Origin of the sequence: Saccharibacillus sp. JS10, from assembly GCF_024436065.1 — a bacterium.
GTDB lineage: Bacteria > Bacillota > Bacilli > Paenibacillales > Paenibacillaceae > Saccharibacillus.
Genome location: NZ_JANFNS010000003.1, coordinates 1 through 26,995, shown reverse-complemented (window position 1 = coordinate 26,995; position 26,995 = coordinate 1). Strand labels below are relative to the sequence as shown.

At 46.7% G+C, this 26,995-nt stretch carries 20 protein-coding genes, 1 rRNA gene, 1 pseudogene and 1 riboswitch; of the genes and pseudogenes, 18 read left to right on the top strand and 4 right to left on the bottom strand.

The features are described from left to right. Window positions 1-25: 25 nt before the first annotated feature. On the bottom strand, window positions 26-2,746 hold the full coding sequence (gene acnA / locus NOM90_RS10610; RefSeq protein WP_255941910.1) for an aconitate hydratase AcnA: 2,721 nt from the start codon (window positions 2,744-2,746) through the stop codon (window positions 26-28). 298 nt (window positions 2,747-3,044) lie between these two features. Here acnA and NOM90_RS10605 point away from each other — a divergent pair, with 298 nt between their 5' ends. The 6 genes from NOM90_RS10605 to NOM90_RS10580 all read left to right on the top strand — a co-directional run bounded on the left by NOM90_RS10605 (window position 3,045) and on the right by NOM90_RS10580 (window position 10,166). Further along, on the top strand, window positions 3,045-4,133 hold the full coding sequence (locus NOM90_RS10605; RefSeq protein ID WP_255941909.1) for a D-alanine--D-alanine ligase: 1,089 nt from the start codon (window positions 3,045-3,047) through the stop codon (window positions 4,131-4,133). A 100-nt stretch (window positions 4,134-4,233) separates the two neighbouring features. Beyond that, entirely contained in the window at window positions 4,234-4,563 is a 330-nt protein-coding gene (locus tag NOM90_RS10600; RefSeq protein WP_255941908.1) for a hypothetical protein, read from the top strand. A gap of 437 nt (window positions 4,564-5,000) precedes the next feature. Beyond that, entirely contained in the window at window positions 5,001-5,855 is an 855-nt protein-coding gene (locus tag NOM90_RS10595) for an inositol monophosphatase family protein (protein WP_255941907.1), read from the top strand. Window positions 5,856-5,908: 53 nt separating this feature from the next. After that, on the top strand, window positions 5,909-6,205 hold the full coding sequence (locus NOM90_RS10590; RefSeq protein ID WP_255941906.1) for a hypothetical protein: 297 nt from the start codon (window positions 5,909-5,911) through the stop codon (window positions 6,203-6,205). Window positions 6,206-6,370: 165 nt separating this feature from the next. Further along, window positions 6,371-7,615 (top strand): stalk domain-containing protein, encoded by a 1,245-nt coding sequence (locus NOM90_RS10585; RefSeq protein ID WP_255941905.1) that lies wholly within the window; start codon window positions 6,371-6,373, stop codon window positions 7,613-7,615. 205 nt (window positions 7,616-7,820) lie between these two features. Further along, entirely contained in the window at window positions 7,821-10,166 is a 2,346-nt protein-coding gene (locus NOM90_RS10580; protein WP_255941904.1) for a PAS domain-containing hybrid sensor histidine kinase/response regulator, read from the top strand. 76 nt (window positions 10,167-10,242) lie between these two features. On the opposite strand, the gene NOM90_RS10575 is transcribed toward NOM90_RS10580, so the two are convergent. Both NOM90_RS10575 and NOM90_RS10570 read right to left on the bottom strand, forming a co-directional pair. Next, window positions 10,243-11,550, bottom strand: coding sequence for a glutamate-1-semialdehyde 2,1-aminomutase (locus tag NOM90_RS10575; protein WP_255941903.1), 1,308 nt, complete (start codon window positions 11,548-11,550; stop codon window positions 10,243-10,245). A gap of 167 nt (window positions 11,551-11,717) precedes the next feature. Beyond that, window positions 11,718-12,836 carry an LCP family protein gene (locus NOM90_RS10570; RefSeq protein WP_255941902.1) on the bottom strand — a complete coding sequence of 373 codons (1,119 nt, stop codon included), beginning with the start codon at window positions 12,834-12,836 and terminating at the stop codon, window positions 11,718-11,720. 160 nt (window positions 12,837-12,996) lie between these two features. On the opposite strand from NOM90_RS10570, the gene NOM90_RS10565 reads away from it, so the two are divergent. The 5 genes from NOM90_RS10565 (at window position 12,997) to NOM90_RS10545 (ending at window position 16,962) form a co-directional block, all read left to right on the top strand. Continuing rightward, window positions 12,997-14,031: an ABC transporter ATP-binding protein gene (locus NOM90_RS10565; RefSeq protein WP_255941901.1), complete on the top strand. Its 1,035-nt coding sequence runs from the start codon at window positions 12,997-12,999 to the stop codon at window positions 14,029-14,031. Further along, entirely contained in the window at window positions 14,031-14,825 is a 795-nt protein-coding gene (locus tag NOM90_RS10560) for an ABC transporter permease (RefSeq protein WP_255941900.1), read from the top strand. Before NOM90_RS10565 ends, NOM90_RS10560 begins: the two co-directional genes overlap by 1 nt. A 4-nt stretch (window positions 14,826-14,829) precedes the next feature. Next, on the top strand, window positions 14,830-15,615 hold the full coding sequence (locus tag NOM90_RS10555; protein ID WP_255941899.1) for an ABC transporter permease: 786 nt from the start codon (window positions 14,830-14,832) through the stop codon (window positions 15,613-15,615). Between the two features lie 323 nt (window positions 15,616-15,938). Further along, window positions 15,939-16,397 carry a thioredoxin-dependent thiol peroxidase gene (bcp, locus tag NOM90_RS10550; RefSeq protein WP_255941898.1) on the top strand — a complete coding sequence of 153 codons (459 nt, stop codon included), beginning with the start codon at window positions 15,939-15,941 and terminating at the stop codon, window positions 16,395-16,397. A 331-nt stretch (window positions 16,398-16,728) separates the two neighbouring features. After that, a complete protein-coding gene (locus NOM90_RS10545) occupies window positions 16,729-16,962 on the top strand; it encodes a hypothetical protein (protein ID WP_255941897.1) in 234 nt (77 codons plus the stop codon). Between the two features lie 241 nt (window positions 16,963-17,203). On the opposite strand, the pseudogene NOM90_RS10540 reads toward NOM90_RS10545, so the two are convergent. Next, window positions 17,204-17,851: pseudogene (locus tag NOM90_RS10540) on the bottom strand (DedA family protein); the annotation flags it as partial. A gap of 193 nt (window positions 17,852-18,044) precedes the next feature. On the opposite strand from NOM90_RS10540, the gene guaA reads away from it, so the two are divergent. The 7 genes from guaA to NOM90_RS10505 form a co-directional block, all read left to right on the top strand. Continuing rightward, window positions 18,045-19,583, top strand: a complete 1,539-nt coding sequence (guaA, locus tag NOM90_RS10535) for a glutamine-hydrolyzing GMP synthase (protein WP_255941896.1) — start codon at window positions 18,045-18,047, stop codon at window positions 19,581-19,583. Window positions 19,584-19,693: 110 nt separating this feature from the next. Further along, window positions 19,694-20,575, top strand: coding sequence for a hypothetical protein (locus NOM90_RS10530; RefSeq protein WP_255941894.1), 882 nt, complete (start codon window positions 19,694-19,696; stop codon window positions 20,573-20,575). Window positions 20,576-20,654: 79 nt separating this feature from the next. Continuing rightward, complete coding sequence (locus NOM90_RS10525) at window positions 20,655-21,968, top strand: DNA cytosine methyltransferase (protein WP_255941893.1); 1,314 nt, start codon at window positions 20,655-20,657, stop codon at window positions 21,966-21,968. A gap of 251 nt (window positions 21,969-22,219) precedes the next feature. Further along, window positions 22,220-23,428, top strand: coding sequence for a Bcr/CflA family multidrug efflux MFS transporter (locus NOM90_RS10520; protein WP_255941891.1), 1,209 nt, complete (start codon window positions 22,220-22,222; stop codon window positions 23,426-23,428). Between the two features lie 148 nt (window positions 23,429-23,576). Next, window positions 23,577-24,197, top strand: a complete 621-nt coding sequence (locus NOM90_RS10515) for a DUF1349 domain-containing protein (RefSeq protein WP_255941889.1) — start codon at window positions 23,577-23,579, stop codon at window positions 24,195-24,197. Between the two features lie 242 nt (window positions 24,198-24,439). Beyond that, a riboswitch (purine riboswitch) is annotated at window positions 24,440-24,539 on the top strand. 147 nt (window positions 24,540-24,686) lie between these two features. Further along, a complete protein-coding gene (locus NOM90_RS10510) occupies window positions 24,687-26,078 on the top strand; it encodes an NCS2 family permease (protein WP_255941887.1) in 1,392 nt (463 codons plus the stop codon). A 566-nt stretch (window positions 26,079-26,644) separates the two neighbouring features. Further along, window positions 26,645-26,995 (top strand): 16S ribosomal RNA (locus NOM90_RS10505); the annotation flags it as partial.

Genomic DNA, 26,995 nt, shown 5'->3' with positions numbered 1-26,995 from the left:
ATATAGCGGGCTTTTTCAATCGGGATTAGCCTTTAGATACTTTCATCATTTGACGAAGTACCGTTTGCAGGATACCGCCGTTGTAGTAGTAATCGATATCAACCATGCTGTCGAGACGCGCAATCGCGTTGAATTCGAATTTCGTTCCGTCTTCGCGTGTTACCGCTACAGTCAATTTTTGCCCCGGTTTCACGTCGTTGTTCAGACCGAGAATATCGAATGTCTCGCGGCCGTCAAGCGCCAGCGATTTCCAGCTCGAACCTTCTTCGAATTGAAGCGGCAGAACGCCCATTCCGACAAGATTACTGCGGTGAATCCGCTCGAAGCTTTCCGCGATAACGGCTTTGACGCCAAGCAACATCGTGCCTTTTGCCGCCCAGTCACGCGAGCTGCCTGTTCCGTATTCTTTACCTGCGATCACGACGAGGTTTTGACCTTCGTCTTGATACTTCATGGAAGCATCGTAGATCGACATTACTTCGTCAGTTGGCAGGTACTTCGTTACGCCGCCTTCTGTACCCGGAGCGACTTGGTTACGAATCCGAATGTTGGCGAATGTACCGCGCATCATCACTTCGTGGTTACCGCGACGGGAACCGTACGAGTTGAAGTCTTTGCGCTCAACGCCATTTTCAGACAGGTAACGTCCGCCTGGGCTGTTTGGAGCGATGTTGCCTGCTGGAGAGATATGGTCGGTGGTGACCGAATCGCCCATCAGTGCAAGAACGCGAGCTTGTCTGATTTCGGAAATATCTTTCAGACCATCGTTCAACTGGCGGAAGAACGGCGGGTTTTGGATATACGTCGATTTTGCATCCCACTCGTACAGTTCGCCTTCTGGAACTTCGATTTCGTTCCAACGCTCGTTCGCTGTGAACACGTTCGCGTATTTGAGACGGAACATTTCCGGCGTAATCGCCATTGCGATTGCATCGCGGATTTCTTGCGAAGTCGGCCAGATATCGCGCAGGAAGACAGGCTCGCCTTGTTGATCGTAACCCAGCGGTTCTGTTGCCATATCGATATTCACTGTACCCGCCAATGCGTATGCAACAACGAGTGGAGGGGAAGCCAGATAGTTCATTTTGACTTGAGCGTGTACGCGACCTTCGAAGTTACGGTTACCGGACAGAACGCCAGCAACGGTCAAATCGTTGTCCGCTACAGCTTGTGCCACTTCGTCCGGTAATGGACCGGAGTTGCCGATGCAAGTTGCGCAGCCGTAACCTGCTACGTAGAAGCCAAGTTTTTCAAGCGGCTCAAGCAGCCCTGCTTTGAACAGGTAGTCCGTTACGATCAGGGAACCTGGAGTCAAGCTTGTTTTTACGTATTCTGGACGCACCAGACCGCGTTCAACCGCTTTTTTCGCAAGCAGACCCGCACCCAGCATAACGCTTGGGTTCGAAGTGTTTGTGCAGCTTGTGATCGCAGCGATTACGACAGCGCCCGCACCCATTTCGCTCGTTTTACCGTTTTTGTGGTTCACGGTTACTTTTTGCTGAATTTTCTCGTCGCTTAAGCCGTAGCCGCCTTTGTCGACAGGTGTACGCACGATGTCTTCAAAGTTGCTTTTCATATTCGTCAGCTCGATGCGGTCTTGAGGACGTTTTGGTCCCGCAAGGCTCGGTACGACAGAACCCAGATCAAGCTCCAGCACTTCGCTGAATTCCGGATCTTCCATGTCGTCGGTACGGAACATGCCTTGAGCACGGTAGTAGTTTTCTACGAGTTCGATTTGATCGTCTTCGCGTCCTGTGCTGCGCAAGTAGTTGATCGTCTCGCTATCGACAGGGAAGAAGCCTACAGTTGCGCCGTATTCAGGAGCCATGTTCGCAACCGTTGCACGGTCAGCCAAGCTGATGTTGCTCAGACCCGGACCGTAGAACTCGACGAATTTGCCGACTACGCCTTTTTTACGCAGTATTTCGGTAACTGTTAGGGCAAGGTCAGTCGCAGTTGCGCCTTCAGCCAAACTACCTGTCAGTTTGAAACCGACTACGTCAGGAGTAACGAAGTAAAGCGGTTGACCCAGCATGCCCGCTTCCGCTTCGATACCGCCTACGCCCCAACCTACAACGCCAAGACCGTTGATCATGGTTGTGTGGGAGTCAGTACCGACAAGGGAATCCGGGAAGACGTAAGTCTGTCCGTCGATTTCTTTCGTTGCCGCTACAGAAGCCAAGTACTCCAAGTTAACTTGGTGCACGATACCTGTGGAAGGCGGTACGGCGCGGAAGTTATCGAACGCTGTTTGTGCCCAACGAAGGAAACGGTAACGTTCTTCGTTACGCTCGAATTCAATATTGATATTGTAGTCCAATGCGTCCGCAGTACCGAAAGCGTCTACCATAACCGAGTGGTCGATAACCAGGTCTACAGGAACGAGTGGATTGATTTGTTTTGGATCTCCGCCTGCAAGTTTTACCGTATCGCGCATTGCCGCAAGATCCACGACAACCGGAACGCCTGTAAAGTCTTGAAGGACGATACGTGCCGGGATGAAAGGGATTTCTTTGTTCACATCACGGTCTTCGTTCCAACGTGCGATTTGCTTGACATGTTCTTCCGTAATTGCGCGACCGTCGAATTGACGAACCGCAGCTTCAAGCAGAACGCGAATCGAGAACGGAAGTTTGGAAATGCTGCCATGCCCTTGTTCTTCAAGGGATTTCAAGCTGTAATAACGGTAAGACTTGCCGCCGGATTCAAGCGTACTGGCAACAGAAAATTGATCAGACAAAGCCATAGGGTGAACCTCCTTAGGAATAGGGGATATAGCATCTTGGCATTGAGATAAAAAAACGCAACTAACGATTGGGAAACAATAGCCGATAAAAAAGCTTGTTTCACTTGATGAAACCAAATTTCAAAAATATCTATTTTAATTATAACGTTTACAATCCGGCGCGTAAAGCCCTTTTTGCTCCAAAATTGCCGCACACTCTACAATTTCGAAGGCTTGCGGTATGCGTGTTTTCTTTGCAGGCGAGCGGTCTATCTACTATACTAAAAAAAGAAATTTTGATGAATTGAGGGGCACAGACATGACAGCAAACAAAGTAACGGTAGGGCTGGTATACGGCGGGAAATCGGGAGAACACGACATTTCGTTGCAGACCGGTTTTGCGGTAATGAACGCATTCGATTACGAGAAATACGCCATTGTTCCTTTTTATATTACGCTTCGCGGCGAATGGAGAATGGGCGAGGCGCTGACAGCGCCGATGGGTTCGGTTGATGAAATGAAGCTGGAGCAAGCATCCGGCGGTACGGCTGAAGCGGCAGGAGCGATGTTTGCCGCGCTGAGCGGAAAAGATAGCGGCATCGATGTGATGTTCCCGCTTCTGCACGGTACTTTCGGCGAAGACGGCACGGTGCAAGGGCTGTTCGAAATGGCGGGGCTTCCTTATGTGGGAGCAGGCGTGTTGTCGTCGTCGGCAGGCATGGACAAAGACGTCATGAAAAAGTTGTTCGCTGCCGCAGGCTTGGAGCAAGGCGAGTACATCGCTTTTGGCGTACATGATTGGAAAGTGAATCAAAGCGAGCTAGTGCAACAAGCGGAAAGCAAGCTCGGTTATCCGTGCTTCGTAAAACCGGCGAACTTAGGTTCAAGCGTCGGCATTTCCAAAGCAGCGGATCAGGCGGCTTTGATCGAAGCGGTTGAATTTGCACTGCGTTATGACCGCAAAGTGTTGGTGGAATCGTTTATCGACGGTCGCGAGCTAGAGATCGGCGTTCTCGGTAACGACGAACCGGAAGCTTCGATCCCGGGAGAGATTGTGTCTTCGGGCGATTACTACGATTACAATGCGAAGTACATTGACGGAAAATCCGAAATGATGATTCCGGCTCCTGTAGATGCCGATCTTGCGGAGTCGCTGCGTACACTTGCGATTCAAGCGTTCAAAGCCGTGGAAGGTAGCGGGTTATGCCGCGCCGACTTCTTCGTGCGCCGTTCGGATAACAAGATTCTTATTAATGAAGTGAATACGATGCCGGGCTTTACGCCGTTTAGTATGTATCCGCTGCTGTGGCGCGAGACAGGAGTCTCGTATCAAGAGCTGCTGGATCGCTTGATTGAACTGGCTTTGGAAAGACACGAAGCGCGGACGCAATTGCAGTACGGGAGATAAGCTTTAAAAAATCAAAAAAATATCGCTTAGCGCGCGTGTTCTTTATCTTCTTGCCCGCAGGGGTTAAAGATAAAGAGAACGTTAAAAAGGAGAGAAACCTATGGGATTCGAAGCGGAGTTCACCTCGATCTGCAAATTCAAAAACGAACAAGAACTTTATGAGATTTTGGAATACGGACGCGGCAAGTTACGCAAAGACGGATTTCGGATTTTTCCTACCGGGCAAAAAGCAATTGCGTACACACCGGAGAACAAAGCCGTTGCGATTGTATTGGTTACAGCTTCGATCGCGGAGATCAATTTTCAAGGTCAAGAAATTACGCAGGTTGAACTTGACCTAATCCGTAAATTGACGGACGAAGAATCGCGGGTTCTTACGGCTTTGGCGCATGAGATGTATTTCGGCGAACAAGAATCGAAACAAAGCTAAGGCTTTAACAGATACTCTTTGATCACCCCCTCAAGATGTTCAGTGAAAATAGACTTCATAGTAAATGAGGTCTGCACTGGATATCGGAGGGGGTTTTTATATGTCAAAAAAGTAAGTTGTTAGATTAAAAAAAGAAGAGTGTATTCCGTGCAAACAAAGAGCGGTTACAACGAAGTAATATGGATAGTCAGATTGAGATCGCCTATATATTCACTTCACTGACACAGATCCATCTATCGACACATACGTGCGTGCTTGTGCCGTCTCCCGAAATTGCGCATAATAGATTTGTAGACATGTATTTACACGTATACATGTGCTGGAGCCGGAACAGAAGCCGTTCCAGTGTCTCTATTTCAACCACATGGGTTAACTCAAACTCGCTATCATATACGATCATTAGAGAAGTCACTCTCACCAAGAAAGGCGGTACAATCGTGGAATCAACCGATAAATACGTAGTATCAAGCAAAGGCTTCACAGCGGTCGCGATCAATGCGGCGGCAAAAGCAGGGCAATGGATTCGCAGTAAGCAAGGCACGCATGGTCAATTGTCTACCAAGACGTCGGAACAAGACTTGGTGACCGAGATCGACAAAGGCGCAGAGCAGATGATTCGTCGTCTGATCCTCACCCATTTTCCCGATCATGCGATCTTGGGCGAAGAAAGCGTAGAACCGGGCGAAGCCGCATCGATTCAAGCTTTGTCCGAGACGCAAAACGAAGAATATTTGTGGATCATCGATCCGATCGACGGAACCACCAACTTCGTACACGGATTTCCGTTCTACTCGGTATCGATTGCGCTTGCGCACCTGGGACAAGTGATCTTGGGCGTGATTTACGATCCGTCAAGGGATGAAATGTTCGTTGCGGAAAAAGGCAAAGGCGCTTATGTGCACGGCGTTCGGATGGCTGTATCTCGGGAAAAAGCATTGTCCGACGGTTTGATTGCAGTCGGGTTCCCGGCTGATCCGGTCGTCAAGCTTCCAATCAATCTACGCGGTATCGAAGCCCTTGCACCGTCTGTACGCAGCTTGCGTGCTGGCGGCTCGGCGGCGCTTCATCTTGCGAATGTCGCAGCGGGTCGGTTGAGCGGATACTGGGAAGCCGGCTTGAACGCTTGGGATATTGCAGCCGGAGCTTTGCTCGTATCTGAATCAGGCGGTCAAGTGACGGATACAGTCGGTACGGATTACCATTTGGGCGTACGCAACATCGTCGCGACGAACGGGAATTTGCACACGGAACTTTTGGAAGTGTTGAAAAAAGCCGAAGCAACAGGCGTCTAATCGTAAAAGCGCAAGTTTTTCAGCATCGTAAATTCTTTTAAGGAGGAGTCCTCATGAGCGACCACCCAGACCGCGACCTTGAAATGCAGCGTTTGGAAGAAGAACTGAGCGAACTGCTAACCGAAGGAGAATTGAAAAAAGAAGATCAGAAACGTAAAGAGCGTGAGCAGATTTCACCCAAGTACGAGATTCGGATTCAAACGACGCTAGATCCAATCGTGGAAGAAACGAAATTGTATCGTCTTATGGCAGAAGAAATCGATGATCGTTACGATGAATATTTGCAAAAAACACGCTCGGATATACCCGAAAAAAAACCGGGCAAAACGAATGAAAAAGGATTAAACTAAAAGAAGCGAAAAATTAGCAAGCGCAAACGAAAAATTCGCCGCCGTTCTGGGTCGTTTCCGAGAATAGGCGGCAATTTTTGAATGGCATAGCTGCAAGCTCGCAGATGTAAGACTTGTCTTTAGCCTTTATTCGAACAGATCCGTCAGGATCAGAAGGAGACCACAATGGGATTGAAAACATGGAAAACAAGCTGGAAGGTGCTCATGAGTGCGGCACTGGTTATTCCGGCATTTGGGCTGGCAGGAGCGAACGATACTTTTGCAGCAGGAGATACGTACAAGATCGTGACTTTCGGCGATTCGTTGACTGCGGGTTATGAGCCAGAAAAAGAAGCTTCTCAATATTACGGCTTTGTGCCGCGTCTTGGTGAGCAAGGACGTTTCCACGGACGTACCGAAGTCGATAACTACGGTATTTCCGGTTTGACTTCGACAGGGCTTGAGCAATATATCGAAGCCGTACATGCAGGAACCCATACAACGGCGGCAAATATTCAAAGCGGGCTTCGTGATCCAAACGCTGCTGTATTTGCTTCCAATGTCGCGGCAGCGCGTGCGGATGTTGCAGACGCCGATGTGATCACGATCACGATTGGCGGTAACGACCTGTTGCCGCTGATCACAGGGGCTTCTTTGCCTACGGCTGAAGAGTTAGCGCCGAAAGTTCAAGCGCTGCTCGAAAATTATGCGACGAATCTGAACGAAGTGTTAACGGATCTACGTGACATTAATCCGAATGCTCGAATCGTCGTTGCCGATCAATACCAGCCGGTACCTGCGATTGCCGCGAAGTCTTTGTATGCGGCACTGAATCAAGCAGCGGCTGCGTATACGACAACGTTGAATGGCGTGATTGCGACTCAAAATGCAGCGGGCGGTCATGTTGAAGCAGTCAATGTCGCACCGCTGTTTATCGGACGCGAAATGCAGCTGACGCATATCGCACGCAAAGATATTCACCCGAACCAAGTGGGTTACGAAGCGATTGCCAAAGCTTTTTCTCAGCAAATTTGGAATGAATACCGTACGCTAAGCCAAATTCCGGCATCCACTACGGTTGCTGTTGTCGTAGCAGGTAAAGAATTGAACACAAACTTTAAGCCGATTTTGAAAAAAGGCACGACATTCGTTGTACTGCGCGATATTACGGATGCGTTAGGCGCGGATCTGAAATGGAATAACAAAACAGCTACCGCTAGTATCAATGTAGACGGTCGTAATGTCGCGATTCCGGTCGACAAAAAAACGATCACGGTAAACGGTAAAAACACAGCGGTTCAAATTCCGGCGTTCACCGAAAAAGTGAATGGACAAATGAAAACGTATGTACCGTTGGCTGTATTGGCGGACGGATTAGGCTTTGATGTCCAATATACGTCGCGTCTGCGTACCGTATTTGTAAACCCTTAACATAACATTCGAGCTTCGCGGAGCTTTTGAAATTGCCCAAACAGAAACCAAAGACAGCCAAAGTTGTCTTTGGTTTTTTTATATGTCAGTATATTTTCGAATCGTTTTTTTCTTTTGCCGAACGGGTAATAGAAATTAGCAATTAATCGGATCTGAAGTCATAATCATTTTGTTGAAATATATTTGAAATAAGGGGAATTTAGCCTTGGAACAGAAGCGAACAGAAAAACTTAAAAATTTGGTGTCTCAAAGCGGGATCTATCATTCCCTACTCGCTAACCATCCCGACGGGATCGTCGTACTGGATGAGAACGGAGCGATTGTGGATACCAACGCGGCTGTTCCGGGCATTACAGGATACAGTGCGGATGAATTAGCGCAGATGGCAAGCGTTGCCAAAGGCAATCCCGACGGTGCTTTCGGAGAGATTGCCCATATATTTGTACAAGCCTACAATGGGCAAGCGACGCAGCTTGAATTCGGGATGCGTCACAAAAACGGACGAGAACTTCAGCTTAATTTGGAGTTTATTCCGCTTCGCCACGAAGACGAACTACTAGGCGTCTATGTGGTGATGCGCGATAAAACAGAACGGAAAATGGCGCAGCGCCGTTTAGCTGAGAGCGAAGAACGCTATAAGTCTCTATTTGACTACAATCCGTCTGGTGTATATTCGCTGAGTTTGGAAGGCGTCTATATGTCGTGTAACGATAGTATGGCGACGTTACTCGGTTGTCGCCGTGAAGATTTGCTGGGCAAATCGTATCGCACGGTCATTGAAGACGAGAACTTAGATCGCACGAATTTCCACTTTGCGCTGGCAACCCAAGGGGTGCCGCAAAATTACGAAGCTTCGGTGATTCGCGCAAATGGCGAACAAGTCGAACTGAATATTGTAAACGTTCCGATTTTTGTGGATGGAAAAGTGGTCGGTGTCTATGGAATCGCAAGCGACGTTACAGAGCGCAGACGTTATGTACGCCATATTGAGCGTCTCAGCTACGAGCATACGTTAATTTTGAATGCCGTATCGGAAGGGATTTTCGGGATTGATCAAGATGGTCGTGCGATGTTCGCCAATCCACGGGCGCTTCAATTGCTGGGCTATACGGAAGAGGAATTTATCGGTCAAGATAATCATACGCTTCTCGCTCACTCGGCGAGTGGAGGAAGACCGTATTCGATCGATAGTTGTCCGATTTGTACAACAGCGCGAGAAGGCGTATCTCGTTCGGCTATTGAAGGCGTATTTTGGAAAAAGGACGGATCAAGCTGTCTGGTCGAATACACCGTTAACCCGATTAGCGATAAAGGGATCGTTCAAGGAACCGTAGTCGTATTCCGTGATATCACGAATGAACGAGAAGTCATGCGGCAAAAAGAATTGGCAGAACAAGCGGCTACGGCAAAAGCTGATTTTCTGGCGATGATGAGTCATGAAATTCGAACACCGATGAACGGCGTGCTCGGCATGACGGATCTGCTGTTAGGAACCGATCTGAATGAAGAACAGCGCGATTTTGTACAAATCGTGAGCGATAGCAGCCAATCGCTGATGCGCATCTTGAACGATGTACTGGATTTCAGCAAAATCGATGCCGGAAGTCTGGAACTTGAGCCGGAAAGCACGCTGCTTATGCCTTTGATCGCGGGAGCTACCGATTTATTTGCAACCCGCGCTGCTGAACGTAATCTTTCGTTAGATTGGGAGATCGGCGTCGGTGTTCCGGAAGAAATTGTGACGGATCCGGTTCGATTGCGGCAGATTTTGACCAATTTGATCGGAAATGCAATTAAGTTTACGGAAACAGGTTCGGTAAAAGTATCGGTACAGCGCGTTATGGATTTGACCGCTCCTGTATTGGAGTTTCGAGTCGAAGATACGGGCGTGGGAATTCCGCAACATCAGTTGGGACGGTTATTCCAATCTTTTTCGCAGCTTCATCCTGAACTCAATCGAAAATACGGAGGGACGGGCTTAGGCTTATCGATCTGCAAACGACTGGTCGAATTGATGGGCGGAACGATCCGTGCAGAGACGCTTGAAGGAGAAGGTACTACGTTTCGATTTACCTTGCCGTACGGCGACTCGAATCTGGTTGATCCGGTCGAATTGATCGAATCTCAACCTCACCTTTCTAAATTAGGTAACTTGCGTATTTTGATTGCTGAAGATCATCCGGTCAATCAACGTTTGCTACGAGAGCTTTTGCTGAAATTTGGTTATACAGCGGATGTCGTGCAGAACGGAATCGAAGCTTTTGAAGCGATTGTGAAAAAAGATTATGATCTTGTATTTATGGATGTGCAGATGCCAGAGATGGATGGAATGACGGCGTCGCGCTTGGTTCATCAGATGCTGCGCGAAGACTCGATTCCGTACATGGTAGCGGTGACGGCATTTGTTCAACCCGGGTTCCAAAAACAATGTCTGCATAGCGGGATGCAAGATTATATCGCGAAGCCGATCTCTGAAAGTGATATTCGCCGCGTGATCTTAGATCCCGAGCATAAATTGCGCGATTTTTTGAGCAGTCGTCAAGTGATCTAGCTTTTGAAAATAAAAAGGCAGAAGCTTTCGCTTCTGCCTTTTGCTTTGAACAAATTAAACTGCCGCTTGAGCAAAGTTAGCGCATATCTTTCAAAGCTTCGTCCGCTGCGGTTAGCGTGCGATCGATATCAGCATCCGTATGCGCGGTCGTTAAGAACCAAGCTTCGTATTTGGATGGAGCGAGGCAGATGCCGCGATTAAGCAATCCACGGAAAAAGGCTGCAAAAGCTTCGCCGTCTGTATCTTGAGCTTGCTCGTAGTTCGTAACCGGATGATCGCAAAAATGCGTCGAGAACGACCCGCGAATCCGATTGATCGTAAGCGGAATACCGTGACGGTTTGCCGACTCTGCGATCCCGTCTGTCAGACGAATCGCCAGACGATTCATTTCCTCGTACACGCCGCTACCTTGCAGCACTTCCAGGCACGCGATTCCCGCCGATACCGAGATCGGATTGCCCGCCATTGTACCCGCTTGATACGCAGGGCCGAGCGGAGCGACTTGCTCCATGACGTGCTTGCGTCCGCCATAAGCACCGATCGGCAAGCCGCCGCCGAGGATTTTGCCGAGCGCCGTCAAATCCGGCGTAATGTCTTCATGGTTGTCTAGTCCCGCAAAAGTCTGCGCCGAACCGTAATGGAAACGGAAAGCCGTGATCACTTCGTCATAAATGACCAGTGCGCCGTGATCGTGCGTAAGTTTGCAAAGCCCTTCAAGGAAGCCTTTTTCCGGCATAACCATACCGAAGTTGCCGACGATTGGCTCGACCATGACAGCAGCGATTTGACCTTCCCAATGATTTAAGGCTTGTTCCAGACTTGCAAGGTCATTGAACGGTACAGTAATGACTTCTTGCGCGATACTTGCCGGTACGCCTGCACTATCCGGTGTACCGAGTGTAGAAGGGCCGGAACCTGCCGCGACCAGTACCAGATCGGAGTGACCGTGGTAGCAGCCAGCGAATTTAATAATTTTCGAGCGGTTGGTATACGCACGCGCTACGCGAATCGTAGACATCACCGCTTCTGTACCGGAGTTTACGAAGCGAACTTTGTCCATCGAAGGAATCGCGTCTTTAAGCATTTTGGCAAGCTTGATTTCAAGTTCGGTTGGTGTGCCGTATAATGTCCCGTTTTGCGCGGCGCGGACGATAGCTTCGGTAATATGCGGGTGAGCATGACCGGTGATGATCGGGCCGTATGCCGCGAGGTAATCGATATATTCGTGACCATCGACGTCCCAAAAGTGAGAGCCGTTGCCTTTTTTCATAAAGACGGGAGCGCCGCCGCCTACAGCTTTGAACGAACGGGAAGGGCTGTTGACGCCGCCGACGATATGTTCCAGCGCTTCAGCGTAAAGTTTTTCGGAATTTGGACGATTCATTATGCACGATCCTTTCGGGATAAAGAAGATAAAATGATAATAACGTAAGTCGTTCACAGTAAAAAGCGCCCTTCGTTCAATCAAGGCGCCTTTTAAGCGTAACGAATTTTGAGTATAACGTACAGAGAAGATTTGGTTAAGTTTTCGTGACAATAAGTTTGATCCTATTATTCATTCGATTTTGTATCGGTGCCTAACGCTTCCGTATTGGTGGTCGAAGATATCGGAAGCGAAGAAAGAGGAGCTTTATTCAAGTCGTTAGACGAATTTGGTTTTGGGTTAGCATTTCCCGGTTCGTTCGGACTTGCAGGCGACTCTGGAGTCTCTTCTTTACCTTGCAGCGTTTCTTGAATAAACTCTTTAAGTTTGTCTTCGCTGCTAACCGTCAATACCGCTGCGCCGCCAACCTTTTCCTCGCGTAGCAGAGAGCTTGGAGGAATCTGTTCGCTACCGCCCATTTTACTGTCATAGGCAACGGTCGCAAGTTTCCACATATCGCTGACGCTTAAGTTTGTATCGATATAAGGGCTGACCTGTTCCAAAATATTCGGTAGATTCATAATCGAAGTACTGGATTTGAGCTTATTCGCTACAGCTTGCAAAAACTCGCGTTGACGTCCGGTGCGGCTGAAATCCGACAGCTTATCGTGGCGGAAACGCACATATTGAAGGGCTGTTTTGCCGTCCAAATGTTGCTGACCTTCTTTGAGATCGATATCGTACAGATGCTGATCGGCGTTGCTTAAGTATTTCATATCTTTTTCGACATAAAAATCCACGCCGCCTACTGCATCTACAAGTTTGATAAAGCCTTGAAAATCGGTATAGACATAATACTGGATCGGAATTCCGAGAAGATCGGAGACGGCTTGCATCGCCGTATTAGGCCCGTGGGTGATTGCGGCATTGATACGCTGTTTGCCGTGCTCTGGAATACTTGCGTACGTATCACGCATGATGGAGAAGAGATGGATCGTTTTTTGGGTTGGATCAATCGAAGCGACAATCATGGAATCGGAACGAGGGATTTCGCCTTCTTCCACACCGCGTGCATCTACGCCCATCAGCAAAATATTGACGGGTTCGCTGCCTTCCCATTTTGGAGGTTCAGGGACTTGAGTCGTCTCGGTCACCGGGATATTGCGAAAAGGCGAGTTTTCACCTACTTTTTGCAGACCGGACACTTGGTTATATAGACTTGTAAAATAAAAAATGGCATAACCTGCTGCCGCCGCGAAAATCAAGCAAACGGTCCAAATCAGCGTCTTTTTTTGACTACTCGACATTTTTCTTCTTCCTTTCATTCAGGAAATTTTGTATTTTCGTCGCAATCTGGCATACTTAACTCGCTAATACCCTCTTATTTTCAACCTGAACCGAAAGTAAGAAGTTTGAAGCTAGAATACGGGCATCCTTTGCAAAGGAACCGATCAGAAAGGAATACCTATGAACGCCATCGAAGTTGAGCATTTAAGTAAAATTTTCAAAGTCCAAAAAAGTCGTGCAGGTCTCAAAGGAGCGCTGCAAGACTTATTTTCACGTCAGTATAATGAAGTCCCTGCGGTCAACGATATTTCGTTTTCTATTCCGTCAGGCGAAATATGCGGGTATATCGGAGAGAACGGAGCTGGCAAATCGACCACGATCAAAATGCTAACGGGTATTTTGGTGCCGACTTCCGGAAAATTGAATGTAGGCGGTTATGTGCCGCATGAAGAACGCGAAAAGTTTGTCCGTAATATCGGCGTCGTGTTCGGTCAACGGAGTCAATTGTGGTGGGACATCGGCGTTATCGAATCGTTCGGGCTTCTGCGCAAAGTATACGGCGTACCGGAGCAAGATTATAAAAGACGGCTGGACGAACTGGTGCAACGTCTGGATCTAGGTGATCTGCTTAGTCGTCCCGTGCGCAAACTCAGTCTCGGTCAACGCATGCGTTGCGAACTTGTTGCGGCTCTGCTGCATAACCCGTCGATCGTCTTTTTGGATGAACCGACAATCGGGCTCGATATTATCGTCAAAACCGAAATCCGAGAATTTTTAAAAGATATGAATCGGCAGTACGGCACAACGATTTTGCTGACTACGCACGATTTGCAAGATATCGAAGCACTGTGCTCGCGCGTCATTATGCTGGACGAAGGTCGCATCATTTACGATGGCGGTCTGGATACGCTCAAAACACGCTGGGGACAAGGCACACGGATTACTTTCCAATTCGGTACGGCTTGTCCGCTTCCTAAACTTCAAGCTCTGACGTCTGATCTTGCGGTAAGCTGGACAGCCGATAACGATCTGCATGCCGAAGTGTTGGTATCGTCGGATCTGAACGTATCGGACGTACTCGCCAAAGTCGTAGGTCAACCCGAAATCACCATTACCGATATCAAAATTACAGAGACGACGACCGACGAGATCGTGCGCCAGATTTATCAGACCGGTTCGGCACAAAACAATGCGTCAGATGGGCAGGTTGTCTAATGCTTAGCGCGTATACCGATTTTATTCGAATCCGATTTTTGACGATGCTCGCGTACCGGGTCAATTATTACTCGGGCATTCTGATCTATATGCTGAATATCGGCGTGTATTACTTCACTTGGCAAGCGATTTACGGGGATCGCGGCGAGATCGGCGGTTTTACCGCTTCGCAGATGACGACGTATATCGCCGTATCGTGGATGGCGCGAGCTTTTTACTTCAACAACTTGGATCGCGAGATTGCGACGGATATACGGGACGGATCGATTGCGGTTCAATTTATACGTCCGTATAACTACGTGCTGGTCAAAATGATGCAAGGCTTTGGCGAAGGATTGTTCCGGTTTACGTTATTTATGATTCCGGGGATGCTGCTTGCTTTGATCTTGTTCCCTGTTCGGCTGCCTAGCGATCCGATTGCTTGGATTGGCTTTTTGGTCATGTTGTTTTTCAGCTTTTTGATTAACTCGCAGTTGAATATTTTGACCGGGCTGATGGCGTTTTTCGTGGAAAATAACGACGGCATTATGCGCATGAAGCGGGTTATCGTCGACCTGTTTTCGGGTCTTGTCATTCCGATCAGTTTGTTCCCGGGTTGGCTGAGTTCGATTATGCAGTGGCTGCCTTTTCAAGCGATTACGTACTTGCCGGGTTCGGTATTTACAGGTCGTACGACAGGAACCGGGATTTTGGACGTGTTCGCGATTCAAGTCGCATGGTTTGTAATTTTGCTAATTCCGATCTTCTTTATGTGGCGTGCGGCGCGTAAGCGGCTGTTCGTGCAAGGGGGTTAAGCACATGTACTATATCGGATTAGTGATTGAATATCTCAAAAATTATCTTAAAACAAGGCTGACGTACCGCGCGGATTTCTGGGTCGAAGTGATTTCCGATCTATTGATGCAAGCGAGCAACCTGATCTTTATTTTCGTCGTGTTTGGACATACCAATTCGCTCGGCGGGTGGAGTGAAGCGGAAGTCATTTTCGTTTACGGATTTTTCATGATTCCTTTTGGATTATTCACGTGCTTCGTGAACTTATGGAATTTCAGCGACCGTTATATTGTCAAAGGCGAGATGGACCGGATACTGACTCGTCCGGCGTACAATCTTTTTCAGATCTTTTTGGAAAATATCGATCCTCCGGGCTTAATCGGTTCGTTGATCGGTGTTGTCATTATGATCGCAAGTGGCAGTCAGCTCGGCTTGGAGTTGGTCTGGTGGCATTTCCCGATCATGATTTTGTTTGCGATTAGCGCTACGCTGATCTATGCCGGGATTTATATCGCGCTGACGTCACTGTCCTTTTATTCCGATTCCCCGACAGGGATTCTGCCGCTGCTCTACAATATTCAAAACTACGGACGTTACCCGGTGACGATCTATAACCGCACGATCCAATTTTTGCTGACATGGATTATTCCTTTTGCTTTTGTCGGCATTTATCCGGCGTCACTATTCCTCGGTCGAACCGAAATGTTCCATATGGCGTGGCTCACTCCGGTGATGGCGATTATCTTTGCGACGATTGGGCTGACGAGCTGGAATATTGGGGTGAAAAAGTATCGGGGAGCGGGGTCCTAGTCAGAGCACAGAGCGCTGACCTGAGTCCGCTTCGGGGAAAGGGGAGCCTTGCGATCGCTGTTTCAGCTACGCTTCAAAGGCGATCTTCAGGCTCCCCTTTCTCCTACGCTCCGCGGTTTTCCTCTACTTTTCACTGGAGGGGAGAGAAGGGTGTAAAAAAGTATCATCCACCACCTAGAGCAGCGGAGGGGGAAGGGAGCTGTAGGAAGCGAAGCGTTCGCCTTTGAAGCGTAGCTGAAACAGCGATCCGAAAGCCCCTTCCCCCGAAGCGTCTCCCAAAAACACCACCACAACCACAACCATTTGAAGGAGCGAATGTACTTATGTTGAAAATCGGAGAGCAAGTCGAGAATTTCACTCTTCCCGCTGCGGGAGGCAAAGAAGTAAGTCTTAGCGATTATCGCGGTAAAAAGCTCGTCATTTACTTTTATCCAAAAGACATGACCCCGGGTTGTACGCAGCAAGCTTGCGATTTTCGCGATTCGGACAGTTATTTTAAATCGCAGAATGCAGCGGTTATCGGAATTAGTGCCGACGACCTAAAATCGCACGAGAAATTCGAAAATAAATATGAACTCCCATTTCCGCTTCTTTCGGATACCGATCATACCGTTAGTGAGCAATTTGGCGTGTGGCAGCTGAAAAAGAACTTCGGAAAAGAGTATGAAGGGATCGTACGCTCGACGTTTTTACTGGATGAAGAAGGCGTACTGATTCGTGAATGGCGAAAAGTGAAAGTCTCGGGACATGTAGATGAAGTGCTGCAAGCGCTTAAAGACTGAACATTTGGGCTACAAAAGTATCATTTTTAGCTTTTTAAGCGTAATTCGCCTGTAAAAGTCGAAAAACTATTTGAGAAAATTCGGAAAAACGTTTAAATTTGTGTTAGGAAATGCAAATTTCATCAAGTTTTTAAAAGATCAAAAAAGAAAGGTGGGAAATGATACATAGGTTCGAATCGCGGGGGGATTTTCGGCTTTGGCTTTGAAAGCGAAAAACGCGAGTTCGATCAGCGTCAAACATCGGTGTTGGTATGCATATGTCGTCAGCAGTTACATGGTCGGTGGGGACCGACTGTCCAACTTAACGATTTTGGGAGAGGGGAAACTTGTTATGCAAATCATTCCAGCATGGGTGAAAGTGGATCACAATTCTTACAACGCAAAACTTCGGGGGATTTACAAAAACGTCAGAGAAAACGATATTACAGCGGCTTGCGAGCAAGCTAAGCATTTGTATCTGGATCTGCTTGCAGACATGGAGATTCGCGGAATCGAGACGCCGGAGCAAAAACATGCTGCTGAAGCTTTGGATCATGAACCTCAAGCGGCAGGAATTAGTGTTTGACGCGATAAAAGTATACATTTCAGAAAAACTCCCAGGTCTTTGCGACTTGGGAGTTTTTTATGCTAGCTATTCGCTTTATAAATCAATAGGATTTGACTCGCTTTTTTAATACGATTTTTTGAGCGCAACGTCCCGGCTGAATCCGTAAAATCGAACCTTGTTTTAACCGAAGTTGGAGTTGGATCGGCTGCGACTGCGCTAATCGTTGAATCAGTTGTTGCTTGGTCAGCGAATAAGTGGACGGCGATATTCTTTTGTTTTTTTTGAAGCGTTGTACAAAGGAAACCCAAATAGATGCCGTCATTGCACGGAAACGGAAGATCACAAATCCCGCTACAGCTAGAGCGATGACCGATACAATCCAAATCGCGTAACGTTCAGCCAACTGGAAAGCGACCGACCATTGCGGGCCGAAGATTTTGCCAATTCCCAGAAACAACAATGTCCAGAACAACGCTCCGCTAAACGCATAAGCCGCGAACTTTTTGAACGAAATATTCATGATGCCTGCAAAATACCCTGTAAAGTGGCGTACCCCCGGAATAAAGTAGCCAAAGAAAATTAGGCTTGCTCCGTATTTATCGAAAAACTTTTGCGTTTTGAGAAGTTTGCTTTCTTTGAAAAACCATCCGCCGAACCGTAACAGAACAGGCAGTCCCGCTTTTTTGCCAATCCAATACGTAATGCTCATCCCGATCGTCGTTCCCAAAAAAGCAACAATCAGCAAAATATCGAATCTTAGTGTTCCGGTATAGGAAAGAAAACCGGCATACGCCATCGTCGTTTCTCCCGGAAAAGGTAACGCGATAAATTCCAAAAACAAACCGAGGAACATCACGAGATAGCCGTACTGTTCGAATAGTTGTTGAATCATTTTAAAAAGTTCCATAAGATTCAAGCTCCTTTAACAGATAAATGCGGCGAATATTTTCTCAATTTTACGATATTTAGGGTCGAAAAATCCAACTTCGCAAATCAAAGCGTTTTCAGTTGCAGAAGTCAGCTTACAAGATCGCCTTTTTGGCTTGCGGTATGCGAAGGGCATCGGTATAATTAGCGACAGTAATTAAGGGAGGCGTGACATGAATAAACCGAACGAATTTATTGTCGTACTCGATTTTGGAGGACAATATAACCAACTGATTGCTCGAAGAATCCGTGATCTGGGTGTGTTTAGTGAGCTAATGCCGTACAATACTCCAGTTGAACGTATCCGTGAATTGAATCCGGCAGGTATCGTTTTTTCAGGCGGCCCGCTGAGTGTATACGAAGAAGGTGCTCCGCACGTAGATCCAGCGATCTATGATTTGGGCGTACCGATCTTCGGGATTTGCTACGGTATGCAGTTAATGGCACAGCAGCTTGGGGGTAAAGTTGAGCGCGCGGGCAAACGTGAATACGGCAAAGCAGACGTCGATTTCCTGCATAACAGCGTACTCACCAAAGGTCTGGAAAGTAAGCAAACGGTCTGGATGAGCCACGGCGACCACGTCGTTACTTTGCCGGAAGGTTTTGTACTGGAAGCAGGTACGGAATCGGCACCGATCGCAGCGATGAGCCATGCGGAACGTAATCTGCATGCGGTACAGTTCCACCCGGAAGTTCGTCACTCCGTATACGGAAACGAAATGATCAAGAACTTCTTGTATGAAGTGTGCAAATGCAGCGGCGAATGGACGATGGAATCGTTTATCGAACAATCGATTCAAGATATCCGTAACCAAGTCGGCGACAAAAAAGTGCTCTGCGCGCTTAGCGGCGGCGTAGATTCTTCGGTTGTCGCGATGCTGATTCACAAAGCGATCGGCGATCAGCTGACTTGTATGTTTATCGACCACGGTCTGTTACGCAAAGGCGAAGCCGAGAGCGTAATGGAAACATTCGTAGGCAAATTCGATATCAACGTAATCAAGATCGATGCTCAAGAACGCTTCTTAAGCAAACTTGCAGGCGTCGATGATCCAGAGCAAAAACGCAAAATCATCGGTAACGAATTTATCTACTGCTTCGATGAAGAATCGGCTAAACTTGGCGATTTCTCGTTCTTGGCACAAGGTACGCTGTATACCGATATCGTTGAAAGTGGTACAGCAACTGCGCAGACGATCAAGTCTCACCATAATGTCGGCGGATTGCCTGAAGATATGAAGTTCAAATTGATCGAGCCTTTGAACACATTGTTCAAAGACGAAGTGCGTAAAGTCGGCGAAGAGCTGGGTCTGCCGCACGCGATCGTATGGCGTCAACCTTTCCCGGGTCCGGGTCTTGCGATTCGTGTCCTGGGCGAAGTAACCGAAGAAAAACTGACGATCGTTCGCGATTCCGACTTGATCTTGCGTGAAGAAATCGCAAAAGCGGGTCTGGAAAGCGAAATCTGGCAGTACTTCACGGCGCTTCCAAACATGAAGAGCGTAGGCGTTATGGGCGATGCGCGTACTTACTCTTATACGGTAGGGATCCGCGCGGTAACTTCGATCGACGGCATGACTGCCGACTGGGCACGTATTCCGTGGGACGTCCTTGAGAAAATCTCTGTACGGATCGTCAACGAAGTCGATAACGTCAACCGTATCGTGTACGACGTAACTTCGAAACCGCCAGCTACGATCGAGTGGGAATAGAATAATATCCATCTCTATATTTTTATGGGTGAATGTGAAACGATTAAATGCCCCTATCAGTTTTGATAGGGGCATTTTTGATATCAAAATATAAAATAAGGGGTTTTTCTGTGGCGCAGAAATATGGAAAGCTAGAGAAAAGAGTGCTGGATCTTTTTGAAGTAGGAACTTCTTTCGAATATGAAAATAAGACATTTAAAGTTTTGAAAAGCGATAAACCCAGAACGAGTAAAGGTGAGCCCAAAACGGATGCTTATATTAGTATACAAGAAGTAATTACACCCAGTAATATCATTAATTTTAAAATCAGTTGTAAGTTAGCCAATGAGAACGAATTTCAGGAAAATAAAATCCGTGCTGAACGCGCATTCGAAATATGGGGTAGCGATTGGCGAGAAACTATTAAAGAAGCCGCTTTAAATAATGCCAATAACTTTTTGAATACGCAAGTTTTTTTTCCGGAAGGAGCTAGAAAAACTAAAGAAAGTATGCTCACTAACGGATGGAAATTAGAGATTACTAACAAATACAGGGCATTATCGCATCCATTGGAATTTGAGGATCAACAAGTTCGAGATATTATTTATAAAGGGCTGACTCTAGACGAAAGTAAAAAGCACGCTAAAGTCCACGGTGAAGTGATTGCAGATAGTGGCGTAGCCGAATATATATTGGTTTGCACCGTAGAGGAATTAGCGTCGCGAAAAGATGTTTTAGAAAAAATGGTACTGATTGATCATTATCCGATCGTTCAGCATTATATTATTTTCACGGCTAACAATCTCAGAATTCTCAAAAAGAAATCTGACGGCAACCGACCGTTGGCCGTTCAACTTTTATGGCAAGTCGATGAATTGGACGATACTAAAATGAAATACCGACTGAATTGTGAACATCCATTAGATCCTTGTTATTCAGGCGAGAAGATTGCACAACTGACATTAGAACAAGTGAAACAATTGAATCCTCTTTGCAAAGAACGCTTTATTTAAGCTTCGGCATTCTGGCCTTTTAAAATGATTTCTGCTATAGTTGGCATATCCCAATATTATTTTCAACGAAGGAGAAACAATGACTGTCGATAACATACAGAAAGTCACATACAAAGACGAAACGCGAAGATCTAGAGGTAAATTTAAACCAGCTTTAAATTTATCTATCGATGAAGTCAAATCCGTTTTGATGCAAAAAATAGATGAAGAATCCAAAAAAATCATTGAAGATAAAAAGGATTTAGAATTAATCGAGAAAGCTCTATATAAAGAAAACAAAATCAATACGGTGTCTTTATTTTCGGGTGCGGGCGGACTGGATTTAGGTACGGAATTAGCGGGGCTTGTAGCTACTGTTGGTTACGAACCGGCAATGAGAGCTTTTCATCGTGACAAGGAAACTTACGATGGTCTAAGAGGTCAAAGTATTTTCCACACCGTTTATACAAACGATATGTTTCAAGAAGCGAACGAAACCTACAGATTGAATTTCGAATCCGACGTTCTTCAACATCAGAAAGACATCAAAAAAGTTGCGCATTTTCCTAATAACGAGCTAATGATTGGCGGCTTTCCTTGCCCTGGCTTTAGCGAAGCCGGTCCGCGCTTGATAGACGATGAACGAAACTTTTTGTACTTGCACTTTATTAGAGCCTTGATTCAGACACAGCCCGCATTTTTTGTTGCCGAAAATGTTAAAGGGATGATGACTCTTGGTAAAGGCGAAGTATTGAAACAAATCGTAGAAGATTTTGCTAGTGCGGGATATACGGTAACGGCTCATCTGGTCAATGCTCGAGATTACGGAGTTCCGCAATCAAGAGAGCGCGTATTTTTGGTAGGCGTTCACAAAGAAAAGATTGAACAAAAATTCGGATACCATTACGAATTGCCTTTGCCGACGCATGGCGACCCGATCCAATCGGATTTGTTTGAAGGCAAATTGCCATGGGTCACTTTGAAAGAAGCTATTGGAGATCTGGAAGCAGATCCCGGAGAATATTTCGAAGGAACATATAGTTCGATTTACAAGTCGCGTAATCGCAAAAAGTCTTGGAGTGAACAAAGCTTTACCATTCAAGCAAGCGGTAGACAAGCTCCGCAACATCCCGGTGGAGAACCGATGGAGAAATTAGGAGAAAACGAATGGGTATTTCGCGGAGAGCATAATCGCCGGCTATCCATTAGCGAAATCAAAAGAATTCAAACTTTCCCGGACTGGTTCGAATTCAGCTTTGGTTCCCCAGTCGGTAAATCGGGCAGGACACTCGATCGCAACGCACAAATTGACAAAGTCTACAAACAAATCGGTAATGCGGTTCCGGTATTGCTGGCACGTGCAATCATGCAGCCTATTGCTGACTTTTTAGCCGAATATCACGATCACATTTAAAAAATACCTATAAAAAGGTTGGGACTGCTTGTAGGTCTCAATCTTTTTATAGTCTGAAAAAGAATTGAATCCGAAATAATGGAGAGTAAGTCTTTTTGTACATGTATTTTGTCAATCAAGCCACTCGCGAAGCAATTTGTGAGTTTGTTAGCATAAATCATATTCACTTAGTCACCGAGGTCATGTATAATCTGGAATCAGATTAGAGCGAATACGCTCTGTACAAAAAGGGGCTGGAGAGTTACATCATTATGGACAATAGTACAAAAACAACGCGTCAATGGAGCGTGATCGGTCTCGCTTTGTTGCTGGGTGTATTTTCGACGTTAGGGCCGTTTACGATCGATATGTATTTGCCCGCTTTTCCCGAAATTGCCAAAGATTTTGATACAAGCGCTTCTTTGATTCAAGTCAGCCTGACCGCTTGTTTGCTAGGTCTCGGTATCGGGCAGTTAGTCGTAGGACCTTTAAGCGATGCTTATGGTAGACGCAAGCCGCTGTTGATCGCGATGATCGGTTATGTGGTGTTTTCCGTAGCCTGTGCTTATGCGCCGAATATCGGGATGTTAATCGTATTCCGCTTTGCTCAAGGATTTGCGGCTTCGGCAGGAATCGTGATCTCGCGCGCTATCGCACGGGATATGTATAGTGGACATGAATTGACGAAGTTCTTCTCTTTATTGCTGCTCGTAGGTAACTTGGGACCGCTGGTCGCTCCGATTGCCGGAAGTGGAGTTCTAAAATTCACGACATGGCCGGGTGTATTTATTTCTTTAGCAATCTTAGGTGTATTTTTATACCTCATGACGCAGTTCCGTCTCAAAGAAAGTAATCCTCCCGAACAACGCGTATCTCCAAACTTCAAGCTTCAACTTCAAAATTACGGCAAGTTGTTGCGTGATCGGAAATTCGTTGGATATATGCTGGCGCAAGGCATTATGACAGCTGGCGTTTTCGCGTATGTCTCGGGTACACCTTTTATCTACCAAAATATTTACGGCGTATCGCCTACGGTCTTCGCTCTGTTATTCGCATCTAACGGAGTTAGCTTGATTATCGGTTCCCAGATCGTAGGACGTATCTCGCACCGGGTTCCCGAACAAAAACTGTTGTTGATCGGTCTGTGGATCGCTCTGATCTCCAGTATCATCGTAGTTGGCGTAGCGATCGTCGAAGGGCCGTTATTTGCTTTGGTTGCTCCTTTGTTCGTATTCGTCTGCTCGATCGGTATCACCTCGACTGCTTCATTCCCGCTAGCGATGGAAAGCCAAGCCAAAAATGCAGGGAGTGCCGCAGCGTTACTCGGTCTTATTCCTTTTGTATTGGGCGCATTGGTTGCTCCGATTGTTGGAGTTGCAGGCGAAGATACAGCGGTTCCGCTCGGTATTACGTTAATGGCTACGAGTCTTGTTGCATTGGCCACTTACTTCTTACTGGTAAAAAAATCCGAAAAATCGTAAATAGATTTAAAAAGGGACAGTCGCTCGCTTAAAGCGAAACTGTCCTTTTTTATTTCTCAAATCAAGAACACAGTGTGCTTTTGCAAACAGATTGGTTAAAATGAGTAAAGTATAGGTTTTCCAAAAAACTGTTAAAGAGGTGTTCGACATGCAGTATATTCCCCAACATACCGACAAACTTCAAATCATGACGCAACCGGACAAATTAGAAACGACCGAGCAGAGCTTGAAGGTACATACGTTGCCAGACACCGACTTTTGGCTAAAAACACATTATGGCTTTGAACGGTACAACGGGCATGTGCTTTTTGACGAGATCAGTGGCGATTTTGAAGCGGTCACGGAACTTGAAATGGACCCACGGTATACGTTTGACCAAGCGGGATTGTTTGTCGAAGTCAATAGAGATAATTGGCTTAAAACTTCGGTAGAATATATTCCAAACGCACCTTCGCATATGGGAGCAGTCGTGACGCGCGATGGCTATTCGGATTGGTCGACTCGCAATGCCGCTGCCGATTTGTTCAAACAACGTCTCCAATTCAAAGTCGTGCGAGAAGGCAATGATTTTCTGATCTATGCTCGAAGTATTGACCAAGAATGGGAACAACTTCGAATCGCGCATCTATATTGCCCGGAAGGACAAGCTCTTAAAGTCGGTTTATATGCGGCAAGCCCAGGTAAAGAAGGAGGATTTGAAGTGATCTTCCACAGTTTTGAAATCAAAGAGCATGTCCGTGAACCTATGGAACCTGCTAAAATGACTTGATGTGATTAAAGCCGATAACGATTTCAAACGCTTTACTACGTTGATGAGCAGGTCTGTATACGAAAACAGAGACATTGACGTAAATATAGAGTAAAGCGTTTTTATATTGCCTTATTTTTGGATAATTAACGAACGTTTGAATAAAACCCCTTTGCGAACATTCGTATTTTTGTGTTGACAACGATTTGTAGCTGTCCTAGAATGTAATCTGTGAAGTCGACAAGTCGTTGACGGATAAGGTAATCGACAATTGAAATAGCGTTCGTATAATTCCGAGATAGGCTCGGAAGTCTCTACGCGATCACCGAATTGATCTCTCTACGAAACGGGTAAAAGCGGCCTTGTGGCTAGAATGTGTATTCATCTGGCGCAACGTTCCGCGTTTTTCCCAATTCTAAAGAGCACCGGGGACGAGTCAGTCGAATCCGGGCTCTTTTGTCGTTCCGCAATGTTTTAGCTATTCATATTTAGAGGGGGCAAGTGATTCACATGGAAAAGTTCTTTAAACTCAAAGAACACGGAACCACATTCAGAACGGAAATTATTGCGGGTCTGACGACATTTATCACCATGGCTTATATCCTGATCGTCAACATTTCGTTCCTCGGTCCAGATGGCGCGGGTATCCCAGCTTCGGGCGTATTCTTCGCTACAGCGGTAGGCGCAGGTATCGTTACGATTTTGATGGGTCTGGTTGCAAACATTCCGGTCGCACTCGCTCCGGGTATGGGACTTAACGCGTACTTTATGACCGTCGTACTTAGCTCTAACGGTGCCATCACATGGCAAGCTGCACTCGGTGCCGTATTTATCTCCGGTATCATCTTTATTATTTTGACGGTGACGAAGGTTAGACAAATGCTCATTGTAGCCGTTCCGTCTTCGATAAAAGCCGCGATTACAGTCGGTATTGGTTTGTTCGTTACGATTATTGGGATGAAGCTTGGCAATATCATCTCGATCTCCGCAACCGTGACGGGTATTACAGATGTAGCTCAGTTGCAAGCTCCGGTGCCGGTAGTCGGCTCTAACTTCCAATTGGCTCTAGGCGACTTTATGCACCAAAAAGATACGTTGCTTTCCTTGATCGGGATTTTCATTATCGGTATTCTGATGGTTATGAGAATTCGCGGTGCATTATTGATCGGAATCGTATTGATCACGTTGATCGGTATTCCGATGGGCGTTACTAATTTGAGCGGTTTGTCTACAGGAAGCTGGTTGCCTTCGCTTGGCGATCTGGCAGTTGGACAACTGGATATTATGGGCGCACTGCAACTTGGATTGTTCGAGATCGTATTTGTATTTACTTTCGTTGAGTTGTTTGACACATTCGGTACGTTGGTCGGTACAGCCGAGCGCGCCGGATTGATGAAAAACAAAGAAGAAGGCGAAAAGAAAATCGGTAAAGCGATGATGGTCGATGCAGTCGGCGTCAGCACAGGTGCCGTGTTGGGTACAAGTACGATTACTTCTTATGTAGAAAGTACAGCGGGTATCGCGGAAGGCGGACGTACAGGTCTGACTTCGGTGACGACAGGCGTTCTGTTCTTACTCGCAATGTTTATCGCTCCACTTGCATTGGTTGTGCCTTCGGCGGCAACAGCTCCTGCACTGATCATGGTCGGCGTTCTGATGATCTCGCAAGTTCGCAACATCGAATGGGACGATATGATGCAGGCGATTCCGGCTTTCTTGACGATCATCTTCATGCCTTTCACAAACGGTATTGCGAACGGTATCTCGATCGGCATTTTGTCTTATGTCGTATTGGGCGGCGTAAGTAGCTTGCTGACAAGTCGAAAAGTAAAGATCCACTGGTTGATGTGGGTACTGGCAATCCTGGTGCTTGCGCGTTACGTATTCTTGGGCGGCGAATAATTCATTTAAATTATAATTGAAAAGAAGTCGGAGCTCGTCGATAAGACGGGTTCCGGCTTCTTTTGTATCTATACATATATAATAGAAGGAAAAAACGGATAACAGATCTAAAATTAAAAATGAGAAATAAAATGCTTGCTTTCTCGATATCAGCGTGATATATTCTAAGAACGGTCTTGCGAGAGCAACCGTGGCGTTCGAACTTTCGAGCCAGTCTAATTGAGATCGATATTACGCTTTGAAAAAGCGAAATAAAAGATTTTAAAAAAAGACTTGCAAAACGAAAACGAACGTGCTAATATATAAGAGTTGCTGCTGCGAGCGAAACATTGAGTGGCAGAAACGAAAATCAAGTGTTTGTTCCTTGAAAACTGAACAGTAAGTGAGTCGCGATCATGCAGATGATCGTGAGAATAAATAGATTATTGAGCAATCAATGATCGCCACGTTTTAAACGAGCACATGGTGCTTTCTTTTAAAGCGAAGACCGAAGTGATCGCTTGGTCGATTGCTCTTGCCCGAAGGGGTTAGGCAATCGAGTCGCGGTCGCGAAAGTATTCGCGACTTTAATGGAGAGTTTGATCCTGGCTCAGGACGAACGCTGGCGGCATGCCTAATACATGCAAGTCGAGCGGAGTTGATGAGAAGCTTGCTTCTCTGAGACTTAGCGGCGGACGGGTGAGTAACACGTAGGCAACCTGCCTTTCAGTTTGGGATAACTTCCGGAAACGGATGCTAATACCGAATACATCATTCTTTGGCATCAGAGGATGAGGAAAGACGGCGCAAGCTGTCACTGAAAGATGGGCCTGCGGCGCATTAGCTAGTTGGTGGGGTAACGGCTCACCAAGGCGACGATGCGTAGCCGACCTGAGAGGGTGAACGGCCACACTGGGACTGAGACACGGCCCAGACTC